This window comes from Bradyrhizobium sp., from assembly GCF_050014615.1.
Lineage (GTDB): Bacteria > Pseudomonadota > Alphaproteobacteria > Rhizobiales > Xanthobacteraceae > Bradyrhizobium.
Genome location: NZ_JBEKCZ010000048.1, coordinates 1 through 13,963 on the forward strand (window position 1 = coordinate 1; position 13,963 = coordinate 13,963).

The 13,963-nt window shown below is 61.3% G+C and carries 14 protein-coding genes; 7 read left to right on the top strand and 7 right to left on the bottom strand.

The window, feature by feature from the left end; translation table 11 throughout:
* Together ABR948_RS10370 and ABR948_RS10375 are read left to right on the top strand one after the other, a co-directional pair.
* Positions 1 to 857, top strand: an 857-nt coding sequence (locus ABR948_RS10370; protein WP_428116766.1) for an acyltransferase family protein, incomplete at its 5' end; no start/stop codon positions are given.
* Positions 858 to 1,439: 582 nt separating this feature from the next.
* On the top strand, positions 1,440 to 1,784 hold the full coding sequence (locus ABR948_RS10375) for a DUF6481 family protein (RefSeq protein WP_428116768.1): 345 nt from the start codon (positions 1,440 to 1,442) through the stop codon (positions 1,782 to 1,784).
* 127 nt (positions 1,785 to 1,911) lie between these two features.
* Here ABR948_RS10375 and ABR948_RS10380 read toward each other — a convergent pair whose 3' ends face one another.
* Together ABR948_RS10380 and ABR948_RS10385 are read right to left on the bottom strand one after the other, a co-directional pair.
* Complete coding sequence (locus ABR948_RS10380; protein ID WP_428116771.1) at positions 1,912 to 2,151, bottom strand: hypothetical protein; 240 nt, start codon at positions 2,149 to 2,151, stop codon at positions 1,912 to 1,914.
* 95 nt (positions 2,152 to 2,246) lie between these two features.
* The gene (locus ABR948_RS10385) at positions 2,247 to 2,492 is read right to left on the bottom strand and encodes a pentapeptide MXKDX repeat protein (RefSeq protein WP_428116773.1); all 246 of its coding nucleotides are present in this window, start codon (positions 2,490 to 2,492) and stop codon (positions 2,247 to 2,249) included.
* A 347-nt stretch (positions 2,493 to 2,839) separates the two neighbouring features.
* Here ABR948_RS10385 and dctP point away from each other — a divergent pair, with 347 nt between their 5' ends.
* The 3 genes from dctP to ABR948_RS10400 are packed head-to-tail and all read left to right on the top strand — an operon-like array spanning position 2,840 to position 5,768.
* Positions 2,840 to 3,862, top strand: a complete 1,023-nt coding sequence (gene dctP / locus ABR948_RS10390; protein ID WP_428116775.1) for a TRAP transporter substrate-binding protein DctP — start codon at positions 2,840 to 2,842, stop codon at positions 3,860 to 3,862.
* Positions 3,859 to 4,413 (top strand): TRAP transporter small permease, encoded by a 555-nt coding sequence (locus ABR948_RS10395; RefSeq protein WP_428116777.1) that lies wholly within the window; start codon positions 3,859 to 3,861, stop codon positions 4,411 to 4,413. Before dctP ends, ABR948_RS10395 begins: the two co-directional genes overlap by 4 nt.
* Entirely contained in the window at positions 4,410 to 5,768 is a 1,359-nt protein-coding gene (locus ABR948_RS10400; RefSeq protein ID WP_428116780.1) for a TRAP transporter large permease, read from the top strand. The genes ABR948_RS10395 and ABR948_RS10400 overlap by 4 nt, the downstream gene beginning before the upstream one ends.
* 54 nt (positions 5,769 to 5,822) lie before the next feature.
* Here the strand turns inward: ABR948_RS10400 and ABR948_RS10405 are convergent, their stop codons facing one another.
* The 4 genes from ABR948_RS10405 to ABR948_RS10420 all read right to left on the bottom strand — a co-directional run bounded on the left by ABR948_RS10405 (position 5,823) and on the right by ABR948_RS10420 (position 10,815).
* Positions 5,823 to 6,734 carry a hydroxymethylglutaryl-CoA lyase gene (locus tag ABR948_RS10405; protein WP_428116782.1) on the bottom strand — a complete coding sequence of 304 codons (912 nt, stop codon included), beginning with the start codon at positions 6,732 to 6,734 and terminating at the stop codon, positions 5,823 to 5,825.
* 7 nt (positions 6,735 to 6,741) lie between these two features.
* Positions 6,742 to 8,760 carry an acetyl/propionyl/methylcrotonyl-CoA carboxylase subunit alpha gene (locus ABR948_RS10410; RefSeq protein WP_428116785.1) on the bottom strand — a complete coding sequence of 673 codons (2,019 nt, stop codon included), beginning with the start codon at positions 8,758 to 8,760 and terminating at the stop codon, positions 6,742 to 6,744.
* A 2-nt stretch (positions 8,761 to 8,762) separates the two neighbouring features.
* Positions 8,763 to 10,367 carry a carboxyl transferase domain-containing protein gene (locus tag ABR948_RS10415; RefSeq protein ID WP_428116835.1) on the bottom strand — a complete coding sequence of 535 codons (1,605 nt, stop codon included), beginning with the start codon at positions 10,365 to 10,367 and terminating at the stop codon, positions 8,763 to 8,765.
* A 142-nt stretch (positions 10,368 to 10,509) separates the two neighbouring features.
* The gene (locus ABR948_RS10420) at positions 10,510 to 10,815 is read right to left on the bottom strand and encodes an ETC complex I subunit (protein ID WP_428116788.1); all 306 of its coding nucleotides are present in this window, start codon (positions 10,813 to 10,815) and stop codon (positions 10,510 to 10,512) included.
* 231 nt (positions 10,816 to 11,046) lie between these two features.
* On the opposite strand from ABR948_RS10420, the gene ABR948_RS10425 reads away from it, so the two are divergent.
* Positions 11,047 to 12,195: an OpgC domain-containing protein gene (locus tag ABR948_RS10425; RefSeq protein WP_428116790.1), complete on the top strand. Its 1,149-nt coding sequence runs from the start codon at positions 11,047 to 11,049 to the stop codon at positions 12,193 to 12,195.
* A gap of 15 nt (positions 12,196 to 12,210) precedes the next feature.
* Here ABR948_RS10425 and ABR948_RS10430 read toward each other — a convergent pair whose 3' ends face one another.
* A complete protein-coding gene (locus tag ABR948_RS10430; RefSeq protein ID WP_428116792.1) occupies positions 12,211 to 13,068 on the bottom strand; it encodes a VOC family protein in 858 nt (285 codons plus the stop codon).
* A gap of 506 nt (positions 13,069 to 13,574) precedes the next feature.
* Here ABR948_RS10430 and ABR948_RS10435 point away from each other — a divergent pair.
* Complete coding sequence (locus tag ABR948_RS10435) at positions 13,575 to 13,955, top strand: hypothetical protein (RefSeq protein ID WP_428116795.1); 381 nt, start codon at positions 13,575 to 13,577, stop codon at positions 13,953 to 13,955.
* Positions 13,956 to 13,963 lie beyond the last annotated feature (8 nt).

Genomic DNA, 13,963 nt, shown 5'->3' on the forward strand with positions numbered 1-13,963 from the left:
AGATCACTACTGGCTTTATCCGCCAGCTTTTCCTGCTCAGCCGCCCCTCAGATAGCCCACTGTTCATTCCGACGTCTTGGGCTGTGACCAACGAGCTGGTGTTTTATGTCGCGATAGCCTGCGGCGTTTCTCTTACACTACGGCGCTCGATTGTCTGGCTCGCGGTAAGCGTCGTGATCACCGCTGGCACGTTCGCCTATCTGAGCCTCACAAATCTCGACGCTCTATTGGTCCAGCTTTACTACTCGTTGTGGTGCGGGACGCTGCCATTTGCACTTGGTGCGGTCGCCTTTCATACCCGCCATCGCATTCCACCGCTTTCCCTGGGCTCTCTGATCGCGGCCGTGACGATCATCGGCGTGTCGATAGAATGGAGTTCGGTCTCATACAATTCGAAGCGCTACGATCTGGCTGCGACTGGTATTTACGCAGCGCTGCTCTGCCACGCCGTGATCGTCATTTACCTCGATCAAGTGAAGGCGAACGTCTCGCGGGCATGGTTGATCACCGACGATATCATCGGCCGGTTCAGCTACCCGATCTATCTAATGCAACTCCTTTCGTTTGGCATCTTGACCGACCACGGCATGTCATCCGCACTATCGCCTGCCATCGGCTTGAAGGTATTGTTGGGAACGATCGCGATCGCGGCATGCGGCCTCGTCGTCGTTGACGCACCGATCCAACTCGTCAGGAAGCTTGTTCGAGGTAACGTCCAGACCCGTCACGCGCCGCTGCTACCAACCGACCGCGCGGTACCGGTCGAGGTAACGTCCAGACCCGTCACGCGCCGCTGCTACCAACCGACCGCGCGGTACCGGTCGTCATCCCCGCAATTACGGCACCAAAATCCTTGATGTAGATGCTCGCCCGCGAATGTACCGCTGTCGAATCAAACCGCATCACCGCGCGGTGGCGCTTGGCGGATGCTTCGAGGGTCCCAAAGGCGATAAGGGCGATCCGGGTGCGGCGGGACCTGCTGGTCCGCAAGGCGAACCAGGCAAAACCGGCCCTGAGGGGCTGGCTGGAAAGGGCGGCAAGGACGGAATACCGCGACCCGCCGGCGCCAGCAGCACCGTTTATGCCAAAACCGTCGACAGCCATGCTTGCGGTTCGATCGGATGCACTTGCGAATGCGAAACCGGCGAAAATCATCGCTTCGGTCACCTGCCTGTCGAGCGATGGGACGACCTTGCAACCCGGCATCCATACCGGCGGCATCTGGACCGCATCCTGTCCGGCACCATCACCCGAAATGGGACCCCTCTGTACCAAGAAATAATTAGCCAATCGCAGAATCGACCTCGTATTTTGGTGGCTTCCCGGCCCATGCGGCTGTACACCGCTCTCGATCGTGGGAGGTATATTTCAGGCGCCGCAGTCGCGGCCGTGAAACCGACCGTCCCCCAACCCAAAAAGAAAGTCACAAGGCCCGATCAATGAGTGGATTCAAGGAACCTAGCTTCGCGGACCGGCAGAAGGCGGCGCAGCAAGCCAGGCAAAATATCCTGAACAAGTTTCGCAGCCAGCCTGGCCCCGACGATCCCGCGGTGCTGCAACGGCAGGCCGAACGCGAGGCGCAGGCCGCCGAACGCGCCAAGGCCAAACTGACGCGCGAAGCCGCCAAGGCCGAGCAGAAGCGCCTCGAAGAAGAGGCGGCCATCGCTGCCGCAGCCCAGCTCGCGCGCGAAAAGGAAGAGGCCGCAGCGCGGGAAGCCGCACTCGAGGCCGAGCGCAAGGCGGCGCGCGATGCCCGTTATGCGGCCCGCAAAAAACGAAAATAGCTGAGTTTCGGCCAGCATGGCCCGCTGAACGTTTCAGGCTCGCCGTGTCGGGGCGAGCCCGTTGGAAAATGCGCAGCCGGCGATTACCTCGACATTTCGTGGTTTCGCGCGATCTCTCGTCTTCGCGCTATCGTGTTTCTTGCTGGTGCAGTTGGCGATGGTGCCTTGCTTTGTCGCGTTGCCCCTCGAAATGGCGTCTTTCTTGATCCGCTCGTGTTTGAACAACATCATGTCCCTGGGACAACGAATTCTTGAAATCTATGTCCTGCTGCATGGCATCCTGGGCGAAGGCAGCGGGGGCAAGCACTAGGCTGAGCGAGACAGCGGCAGCCGAAATTCCGGCCGCGATGCGGGTGCGGATGGCCATTGGGTGGATCCATTCACTTTGCACAGCGTGACGTGTTGAATGTCACAGGCCCGCCCCTGTCGGGGCGAGCCTGTCGCCAAAGCCAGCGCCGACGATTACTTCGACATGCCGTCCTTCTTCATGCCATCGTCTTTCTTCATGGTGTCCTTCGCCATGGTATCCTTGGACATCGTATCCTTCTTCATGGTGTCTTTGGACATCGTATCCTTGGACATGGTGTCCTTCTTCATGCCGTCGTCCTTCTTCATGGCGTCCTGGGCGAACGCGACGGGGGCGAGCGCCAGGCTGAGCGAAACAGCGGCAGCCGAAATTCCGAGCACGAGGCGAGTACTGATGGTCATTGGTGGGTCATCCTTTGAAACGATTTCGCAAGCGACATATGCCGCTATGTTAACGACGATCCCGCTATCGCGCTTGTTACGGTGGAATTGAAAAAGTTTTTCTGCATAACAGGCATTTGAAGCGCCGGTCGGGGTTCAAGACGAGCGCATCATGATGCTACCGGCTCACTCTCACGAATGTTATCGCAAGTGTGCACCGCAGCAATATCGCAGCCGCAGGAACCTACGAATTGCCCTCGAACGATCAGACTAGAGCAAATCGGGACGAGAACGGGCTAGGGTGCCTCAACGTTGGCCCGAAAGACCCGATCAAAATGCCTCGTAAAGTGCCTTGGGGAGAGTAATCCATGTTAACACGCCGCCATGTCCTCGGATCAGCGCTTGCCGCGCCCGCCGTCCTGCGTTTCGGGAGCGGAACGGCCCAGGCTGCGACGACCTTGAAAATATCGCACCAGTTTCCTGGCGGCACGATCGAAAAAGGCGATTTCCGCGACCGGCTATGCCGTGAGTTCGCCGCCGAGGTGGCGAAACGCAGCGGCGGCGAGATGGTGGCCGAAGTTTATCCGAACTCGTCGCTGATCAAGACCAACGCGCAATTCTCGGCGATGCGCAAAGGTGCTTTGGACATAAGCCTGTATCCCCTTCCCTACGCCGGCGGCGAGATGCCGGAGGCCAATATCGGCCTGATGCCCGGCCTGGTTTCGACCTATGAGCAGGGCCTGAGCTGGAAGAACAAGCCGGTCGGCAAGGCACTGACCGACCTGCTCGCCGACAAAGGCATCATGATTCTCAGCTGGGTCTGGCAGGCCGGCGGGGTCGCCAGCCGTTCGCGGCCGATCGTCGCCCCGGAAGACGCCAAGGGGCTCAAGGTCCGCGGCGGCTCGCGCGAAATGGACATGGTGCTGCAGACCGCGGGCGCGGCCGTGCTGTCGGTGCCGTCAAACGAACTCTATGCGTCGATGCAGACCGGCGCATGCGACGCCGGCATCACCTCCTCCACCAGCCTGATTTCGTTCCGGCTTGAGGAAGTCGCCAAATCGCTGACTTCGGGCGCCGGCGCATCGTACTGGTTCATGCTGGAACCGCTGATGATGTCGAAGTCGATTTTCGATAGCCTGCCGAAAAATCAGCAGGACATCATTTTGGCGGTCGGCGCCGAATTGGAGGCCTACGGCAAGAAGGGCGCGCAGGACGACGACGTCGAAGTCGCCAAGGTCTATGAAAAAGCCGGCGCCAAGGTCAGCGTCCTCGACGCCGCAACCGTAGCCAAGTGGCGCGATATTGCCCGCGATACCGCGTGGAAGGACTACAGCGCGAAAACCGCGGCCGCGGCCAACCTGCTGAAACTCGCGTCCGATATCTCCGCATGATGCATGGTCCACTGCCGGATCAAAACGACCGTTCGAACCTGCGGGCGGGGAATCCGTTCGTCGCGGCGCTCGAACGCGGGCTTGCCTTGTGCAACAACATCATCGTCGTCATCGCCGCCGTCGCGCTGATCTCAGCCTGCGCGATCCTCAGCTACAGCGTGCTGGGACGCGCCTTGTTCCACAGTCCCAACTATTGGCAGGATGAGGCGGCGGTATTTCTTCTGGTCGGTGCGACATTCATGACATCGGCCTATGTTCAGCAACAGCGCGGCCACATCGGCATCGAAGCCTTTGTCGGACTGCTGTCGCCGAGCGTCAATCGTATCCGGCTATGGCTGGTGGATGTCGCCAGTTTTCTGTTCTGCGCCTTCTTCGCCTGGAAATCCTGGACGCTCGCGCATGAAGCCTGGGTCGACGGTCAGGTATCGAACTCGATGTGGTCGCCGCCACTGGCGATCCCTTACGGCCTGATGGCAACCGGCATGACCCTGTTATGCGTGCAGATCCTGTTGCAGATCATCATTCCGCTCAGCGGAGCGGCGCGCCGATGAGCGTCCTGGGCGTTGGCATCAGTTACGGCGTCGCGACCCTGCTCGCGATGTTTTCGGGCATGCCGATCGCGTTTGCGCTCGGTGCGGTCGCCGTGGTGTTCATGGGCATCTATATGCCCTCGGCGTCGCTCGATACCGTAACCCAGAACGTCTATGAGGAAATGGCCTCGATCACGCTGCTGTCGATCCCGCTGTTCATTCTCAAGGGTGCTGCGATCGGCAAGTCCCGCGCCGGCCAGGACCTGTATTCGGCGCTGCATGCCTGGCTGCATCGCGTGCCCGGCGGCCTCGGCGTCGCCAACGTGTTCGCGTGCGCCTTGTTCGCGGCGATGGCCGGATCGTCACCGGCCACCTGCTCGGCGATCGGATCGGCCGGTATCCCGGAAATGCGCAAACGCGGTTACTCCGGCGGATTCGCGGCCGGCATTATCGCGGCTGGCGGCACGCTGGGCATTCTGCTGCCGCCTTCGATCACCATGATTCTGTTCGCGGTCGCCGCGGAAAAATCGCTGGGCCGGCTGTTCCTCGCGGGCATCGGCCCCGGCCTGCTGCTGGTCTCCTTGTTTGGCGCCTATGCGGTGATCCATTTCAGGAAGGAATATGCCGCCGCCAGTGCTGTTTACGCGAAGACCGGCGTGACCTCAGCCATCCTGGCCCGCGACGACTTCACCATGGCGGAGCGCTTCAACGTTCTGCCGCGGGTGCTGCCCTTCATCCTGCTGTTGACGGGTGTGATGATCGCGCTCTATGGCGGCTATGCGACACCGTCCGAAACCGCCGGACTAGGCGGGCTGCTCGCGCTGGTGCTGATCGCGCTGATCTACAGCGTGTGGCGGCCGAGCGACCTGGCGCCGATCCTGAAATCGACCATCCGCGAATCCACCATGCTGATGATGATCATCGGCATGTCGCTGTTATATTCCTATGTGATGAGTTATCTGCACATCTCGCAATCGGTCGCGGAATCCATCGTCGCCATGCACCTGCCGCGCTGGGAATTGCTGGCGGCTGTTCTGGTCATGGTCGTCATGCTCGGCTTCTTTCTGCCGCCGGTGTCGATCATCCTGATGACCGCGCCGATCATCCTGCCGCCGCTGCGAACGGCAAATTTCGACATCATCTGGTTCGGCGTCGTCATGACCATCGTGATGGAGATGGGCCTCATTCACCCGCCGGTGGGCCTGAATATCTTTGTCATTCGCAACGTGGCACCGGATATCCCGCTCAGCGAGGTGATCTGGGGCACGCTGCCGTTCGTGCTGCTGATGATGGCGGCCGTGGTGGTATTGTGCTTGCTACCGGAGATTTCGACCTACCTGCCCGATCTGGTGATGGGACCGGACGGCGGGCGGTGAAGCCAGTGGCGGCAAGTGGCGGATAGCGAAATTCTATTCGCTACGAGCCCTTGATTAGCTCTTGGCGGCTCGCATCTTCGCGTTGAGCGCCGCCGCGACCCGGCTGACCGGCGCCCGGCCAATCAGGCGACTCACCTCGTTAGTAGCGGCCAGCAACTTCGACATATCGACCCCGGTCGCGATGCCCATGCCTTCCAGCATGTAGACCACGTCCTCGGTCGCGACGTTGCCGGTGGCGCCGGGCGCGTAGGGGCAACCGCCGAGGCCGCCGGCCGCGGAATCGATCACACGGGCGCCCTCCTCCATCCCGGCATAGAGATTGGCCAATGCCTGGCCGTAAGTGTCGTGAAAGTGCATCGCCAGATGGGCCATGGGTACGACGCCGGCCGCGGCACGCAATAATTGCCGGGCCTTGACCGGGGTGCCGACGCCGATGGTGTCGCCGAGCGAGACTTCGTAGCAGCCGAGCCGCCACAGCACCTGCGCCACGTCCACCACCGCCTGTGGCTTCACCTCGCCGTCAAAGGGACAACCGAGCACGCAGGAGATATAGCCGCGTACCTTGATGCCGTCGGCCCTGGCGCGGACCACCACCGGCTTGAAGCGCTCAATCGATTCAGCGACCGAGCAGTTAATATTGGCGCGTGAAAACCCTTCCGAGGCCGAGGCGAACACCGCGATCACCCTGGCGCCGGCCTCGCGCGCGGCTTCGTAACCCTTTTCGTTCGGGACCAGCACATGGAATTCGCCGTCGAGGCGATGATTGACACCGCGCAGCACCTGGTCCGACCCCACCATCTGCGGTATCGCCTTCGGCGACACGAACGCGCCGACTTCGACGGTATGCAGCCCCGCGCCGACCAGCGCCTCGATAAACGCAATGCGCGCGGCGACGCTGACGGGCGTCTTCTCGTTTTGAAGGCCGTCGCGCGGTCCAACTTCGACGATGCGCACCTGGTCGCTCATATCGATCCTATCCGGCTGCCGGCTCGATTTCGGCGAGTTCGACGCCTTCCTGCACGATATCGCCGACCTTGCATTTGATCACCTTCAGCACGCCCGCAAACGGCGCCCGCAGGGTCTGCTCCATCTTCATGACCTCAAGCGTCAGGATCGGCGCGCCTTTCTCCAGTTTGGCGCCGATCTCAGCCAGCAATGCCACCACGGTTCCCGGCAGCGGCGCCACGATCTTGTCTTCGCCGACCTGCTCCTCATCGTCCCCGCCGAAGGGATCGACCCAATGCAGGTCGAAACGGCCGTTGCGCGTTCGCAGGTATAATTCATGGCCCTCGATAACAGCGACGATATGGGATTTCATGCCGTCGAGCGTCAGATCGAACCCGCCATCAAGGGTGGGCGCGGACGTGAAGACAAATTCGCGTTCATCGATCGATATTGTCGCCGGACCGTTGCCATAATGCAGACAAGCCTCCTGTTCGGCGCCATGTTCAGCGCCTTGCCCATGCCGGAACACAAACCGTCGCTGTCGCCGGCCCACCGGCATCCAGCCGGCGGTGCGCCACGGCGACGACGCCTCGGTCTTCGTGACTTTCGCCTCTTCGATCAGGATGCCCGCCACCGCCGCGCAAAGTTCGAGATCGCCAGATGGCGGAGATGGCGGCGCCAAGGTCTTCAATTCACGTTCGATGAAGCCGGTGTCGATGGCATTGGCGCGCACATCGGGGTGTGTCACCAGCGCCGACAGAAACGGAATGTTGGTGACGACGCCGCGCACATCGGTCTCTTCAAGGCCCCGATTGAGCCGCTCGATCGCGGCCTCGCGGGTCGGTGCCCACGCGATCACCTTGGCCAGCATGGCGTCGTAATGCGGCGAGACCGCATCCCCCTCGCGGTATCCGGCGTCGATCCGCAGGCCGCTCGATGGCTCCGGGGTATGCCAGGTCCGTATCCTGCCGACCGAGGGCATGAAATTCTTGTGCGGATTTTCCGCATAGACCCGCGCTTCGATGGCATGACCGTTGAGCGTAATCTGGTCCTGCGTCAGCGGCAGCTTCTCGCCGAAGGCGACACGCAACTGCCATTCCACGAGATCGATGCCCGTGATCAGTTCGGTGACGGGATGCTCGACCTGCAGCCGTGTATTCATCTCGATGAAGAACACATCCTTGCCGTCGGAGACAAATTCGATGGTGCCGGCGCCGACATAGTTGACCGCCCCTGCCGCCTTGCGCGCGGCAGCACAGACCACTTCGCGCTGGGTGGCATTGAGCGTCGGCGACGGGGCTTCCTCGATCACCTTTTGATGTCGCCGCTGCAAGGTGCATTCGCGCTCGAACAGCGACAGCAGATTGCCGTGGCTGTCGCCGATGATCTGCACCTCGATGTGGCGAGGATTCTGGACGAATTTTTCGATCAGCATGCGGTCGTCGCCGAACGCCGCCTTGGCCTCGCGCTTGGCGCTGACGATAGCGGCGGCCAAGTCGCCGGCCGAATTGACGGCACGCATGCCACGCCCACCGCCGCCAGCGGAGGCCTTGACGAGCACCGGGAAGCCGATCTTGTCGGCGGCGTTTGCCAGTGTCGTCTCGTCCTGGGCCTCGCCGTGATAGCCGGGCACCAGCGGCACGCCGGCTTTTTCCATCAGCGCCTTGGAGCCGGATTTGGAGCCCATCGCCGTCATCATCTCGGCGGTAGGACCAACGAACACCAGGCCGGCATCAAGGCAAGCCTGTGCGAATTCCGTATTCTCTGACAGGAATCCATAGCCGGGATGCACCGCTTGCGCGCCGCTCTGGCGCGCGGCTTCGATCACGCGCGCGATGTTGAGATAGCTGTCGCGCGCCCGCGCCGGCCCGAGCAGGACGGCCTCATCGGCCATCGCGACATGCATGGCGTCGCGGTCGGCGTCGGAATAGACCGCCACGGTGCGCAGGCCCATTGCCTTTGCGGTGCGGATCACGCGGCAGGCGATCTCGCCGCGGTTGGCGATCAGCAGGGTACGAAATCGCCTGAAATGCTTGGACCGATCCATCATCACATCCGAAACAGGCCAAAACGGGTGGGCTCGATCGGCGCGTTGGCCGCGGCCGAGAGCCCCAGCCCGAGCACCAGCCTGGTATCGGCGGGATCGATCACACCATCGTCCCAGAGCCGGGCGGTGGCATAATAGGGATTGCCCTGGGTTTCGAACTGCGCGCGCGTCGGGGCTCGAAACTTGTTCTCCTCTTCGATCGACCAGGAACCGCCCTTGGCCTCGATATTGTCGCGCCGCAGCTGGCTCAGCACCATCGCCGCCTGTTCGCCGCCCATCACCGAGATCCGGGCGTTCGGCCACATCCAGAGGAAGCGCGGGCTATAGGCGCGGCCGCACATCCCGTAATTGCCGGCACCGTAGGAACCGCCGATCACCACGGTGAATTTTGGCACCGCGGCGGTCGCGACCGCCGTCACCAGCTTGGCGCCATCGCGCGCGATGCCGCCGGCCTCATATTTCTTACCGACCATGAAGCCGGTGATGTTCTGCAGGAATACCAGCGGGATATTGCGCTGGCAGCACAGCTCGATGAAATGCGCGCCCTTCAGCGAACTCTCACTGAACAGGATGCCGTTATTGGCGATGATGCCGACCGGGTAGCCCCAGATATGGGCGAAACCGCAGATCAGGGTCTGGCCGTAAAGTTTCTTGAATTCGTCGAACTCCGAACCGTCGACCACGCGCGCGATGATGTCATGCACATCGAACGGTTTACGCCCATCGGCGGAGACCACGCCATAGATCTCCTCGGGCGCAAACAGGGGATCGCGCGGTTCGCGCATGTTCAAGGAGGCGCGTTGCGGCGGCTTCAATGTGGCAACGATCCGCCGTGCAATTCCGATCGCATGCGCGTCATTCTGCGCATAATGATCGGTGACGCCGGACTGCCTCGAATGCACGTCGGCGCCGCCCAGCTCTTCGGCGGTGACAACCTCGCCGGTGGCCGCCTTCACCAGCGGCGGTCCGCCAAGAAAAATCGTGCCCTGATTGCGCACGATGATGCTTTCATCCGACATCGCCGGAACATAGGCCCCTCCTGCCGTGCAGGAGCCCATCACGATCGCGATCTGCGGAATGCCAAGCGCCGACATCTGCGCCTGATTGAAGAAGATGCGGCCGAAATGCCGCTCGTCGGGAAAAATCTCGTCCTGCTGCGGCAGAAACGCGCCCCCCGAATCGACCATGTAAACGCAGGGCAGATTGTTCTGCCGCGCGATATCCTGCGCGCGCAGATGCTTCTTCACCGTCATCGGGTAATAGGTGCCGCCCTTGATGGTCGCGTCATTGGCGACGATCATGCATTCGCGGCCGGATATTCGTCCCACCCCGGTAATGATGCTCGCGGAATGGACATCACCGCCATAGAGGCCGAACGCCGCCAGCGGGGATAATTCAAGAAACGCCGTTCCCGGGTCGATCAGGAGATCGACCCGCCGGCGCGCCAGCATCTTGCCGCGCGCGGTGTGCCGGGCGCGCGACGCTTCGCCGCCACCGCCGGCCACGTTATCGAGCCTCTCGCGGAGTTCGGCGACCAAGGCGCGCATCGCCTCGGCGTTACGGGCAAAATCAGACGAGGTGGCGTCGGTGCTGGACTGGAGCGGCATGGCCTTCAGCAGTGTTATGGTGCGCCGCAATCAGCGCATCGGGCTTGCGCTATGGTGTCATTGCGCCGCCGCCTTAGGCAACCCAGAACTTTCACCAGTGGGAAGCCAATGCTCCCCAGGCATGGCTGCCCTCGGCTGGCGTTTAGTGGGTCCAGGGTTCGCCGCGCCGGAAGGCAAAATTGTCGGCATAGGCGGCCTGCCGGCGCGCCGGCTCCTTCGGGTCAAATACCTGATAGGGGATGCCCTCGCGTTCGCAATACGCCACGGCGTCTTCCTTGGTATCGAAGCGAATGGTGAGCTGTTGTTTCATGTCGCCGGAGCTGGTCCAGCCCATCAACGGTTCGATGGCCCGCGGCTGTTCGGGTTCATAATCGAGCTGCCATTCCCTCGTTTTGGCGGTCCCTGATTGCATCGCGTTTTTGGCGGGCTTAAAGATGCGTGCGGTCATGGATGGTCGGGCCCCTTGAGAATTGCGGCATGGAAGCGCGTGGCAGAGACGGTCGGGATAGGATAGAAACACCTTATCACTAATTCGGTCGATGATTCCCGGCTTTATGTTACATTTTCTTGAGTAGTATAGTCACTATGCCGCACGGTGACAATCTTTGCCCGGTCGCGTGGCGGACGCCCGCCCGGCTGAGCGATCCTCTCGAACGCATCATTTTTCGAAACGGCCCCCATGAAAATCAACGCAACCCTGCCAGAAAAAGGACGCGATCTGCGGCTCGATCTGTTCCGCGGTGTCGCCAACTGGGCGATCTTCCTGGATCATATTCCGGACAACGTCGTCAACTGGATCACCACGCGAAATTACGGTTTCAGCGACGCCGCCGATCTCTTCGTCTTTATTTCGGGATATACCGCTTCGTTCGTCTACGCCCGGATGATGATCGATCGCGGCTTCATCGTCGGCGCCACCCGCCTGACCAAGCGGGTCTGGCAGCTTTACGTCGCTCATATCATCCTGTTCGTTATCTATATCGTCGCGATCGGATACGTGGCGCAGCGCTTTAGCGATCCGGAGATCATCAGCGAATTCAACGTGGCAGGTCTGGTCGACAGCGCGGTCGAAACGCTGCGTCAGGGATTGCTGCTGAAATTCAAGCCGGTCAATCTGGACGTGCTTCCGCTCTACATCGTGCTGATGGGTTTTTTCCCACCGGTGTTGTGGATGATGCTGCGGCAGCCCGGGCTGACGATGCTGGCTTCGATCGGGCTGTGGCTCGCATCCCGGCAGTTCGGCTGGAACCTGCCGGCCTATCCCGGGGGGTCCTGGTACTTCAATCCGTACTGCTGGCAGGTGCTGTTCGTGTTCGGCTCGTGGTGCGCACTGGGTGGGGCAAGGAAATCCCGCTCGATCATCGATGCGCCCCTCACCCTGTATGTTTGCATCGCCTATCTGATTTTTGCGATGGTGATGACCATGGCCGGCAAGTTTCCGGATTTCGGGGCGCTGTTCCCCCACTGGCTCTATGACACTTTCAATCCCAACGACAAGACCAATCTCGCGCCCTACCGCTTCCTGCATTTCGTGACGATCGTGATCATGATCATCCGGTTTGTTCCCAAGGACTGGCCGGGACTGGAATGGAAGATATTCGACCCCGTCATTGTCTGCGGTCAGCAGTCGCTCGCGGTGTTTTGCGTCGGCGTCTTCCTGTCCTTTGTCGGGCATTTCGAATTGATGATGAGTTCCGGCTCGCTGTTCGCCCAGATCTTTGTCAGCGTGACGGGCATCGCGCTCATGACCATCGTCGCCTACTACATCTCCTGGTCGAAGAGGCAGGACAAGCCGCTTCCAAAAACCTCGGCACCCAAGCCGGCCTGACTCGAAATCAAGGGTTCACGCCTTGCCGCGGGGCTTGGGCGCCAGCAATCTGCCTCTCGACGAAAACCCGCTCCATTCGGTGGACCATCCGACCGCGGAACCGTGGCTTCGCTTTCCCTGCAGCGCAAACGCGCCGCCCTGGGGGTCGGTGCATCGGGCGATCCAGATGCCATCGGGCAATTCAATCGGGCCCTCGTAAACCTCGCCGCCAGCGCTCTTCACGCGCGCTGAGGCCGCGTCGATATCCTCGACATTGAAGTAGAAAAGCCAGAACGGGAGCGGCTCTACCGGACGCTTGGTGAACATGCCGCCGATCGTCTGCCCACCGACAGCGAACAACTGATAGGTATCGGTTTGACCGATTTCGGCGTCCGCTTTCTGCCAGCCGAAAACCCCGCGGTAGAACCCAAACATCTGCTCCCAGTCGGAGGCCAGTAACTCGTGCCAGCCCACATGCCCTGGCTTGCCGAGCTCGGCCGGTTGCTGCCGGGCGGGTTTCTTCAGGCCTTTGACCAGCGCAAGCGTCGCCGTCTGCGGGTCGGCGACAACAGAGATACGGCCGATATTGCTGTTGGTCGGCGGAACGTACACGGCTCCGCCAAGGCGCCTGAACTGGTCGGCGGTCGCGTCCACGTCATTGACGCTGACATAACCCATCCATCTCGGCCGCGCGCCCATTTTCCTCGCTTCCGCCGGCAGGTCGAGGATCCCGCATACCGGGGCTTTTCCAGCGGTAAACAAGGTGTAGGGCAGATCCGGCGTCGATGCGTCCTGGGTGCCCCAGCCGACGGCCTTGGCGTAGAAGGCCGTGGCGGCCGCCATGTCCGTGGTCATCAGTTCGTACCAGGCGAAGTGTCCGGGATAATCGACCACGTCGGTTCTCCGTTCGCGCCTGCAAAATGTCGCAGTGCCGCATTGAGCCGAATTGGCTACTTTTCCGGCGCATGATTGAGAGGCTAAGTCGTTTGGCCTCAATAAAGGCGGGTAGCAGCGAATGCAAGGACCGACGCGGTGCGCCTCGCTCAACCCAGAAGCGAATCGCCAGCAGAAGCCGTGCGGCTCGGCCGCAGATGAACGGCGTGGCATCCTGGTTGTTGACCGCGATGTCTTTTGTCGGTTGTTTGACGGCACGAGTGTCGGAACACCCTGTGCCGCAGCCCTTTCCGAGCTTCGCAAGTTTGGTTTGTCGACAACAACAGACATCATGAATGGATCATGAATAAAAGGTTGCGCCGACACCGTTCATAAACATGAAATCTTCGAAATCAGCGTGCCCGCAGCGCGCACACGTATGGTCGTCACCTTGCGGGTTGAGAACCGTTGCGGTACAGTTTGCATGCTGGACTAAATCTTTTTCGCAATGTGATGGAGAAGCAACAATGCCAGAAGTGAAGCAGACTTCGAAGCGAAAGCGCGTGACAAAAGCCGTCCCGGCACTCGGGGCTGCCGGTTTGACTTTTTCACTAGTGGGTGGCGCATCCGCAGCGGTCGCTCCGGTAAACGATGTACCGCAGACGCCGAACTATTCGCCGAGTCATGCGATCACCCTCGGTGAAGAAGAAATCGCCGACGTCAGTCTGGCGACGTTCTATGTCTTCGACAAGGAAAACACGGCAGCGGCGCAGAGCGGCGTACAGGTCGCCTGGCGCGGTTGCGGCGGTTGTCGCGGTTGCAGAGGCTGCCGTGGTTGCCGCGGTTGCCGTTGCGGCGTCGGTTGTGGCGGCTGCTGCTTCTCGTGGGGCGCTTGCCGTCCGTGCTAAGGCGGATC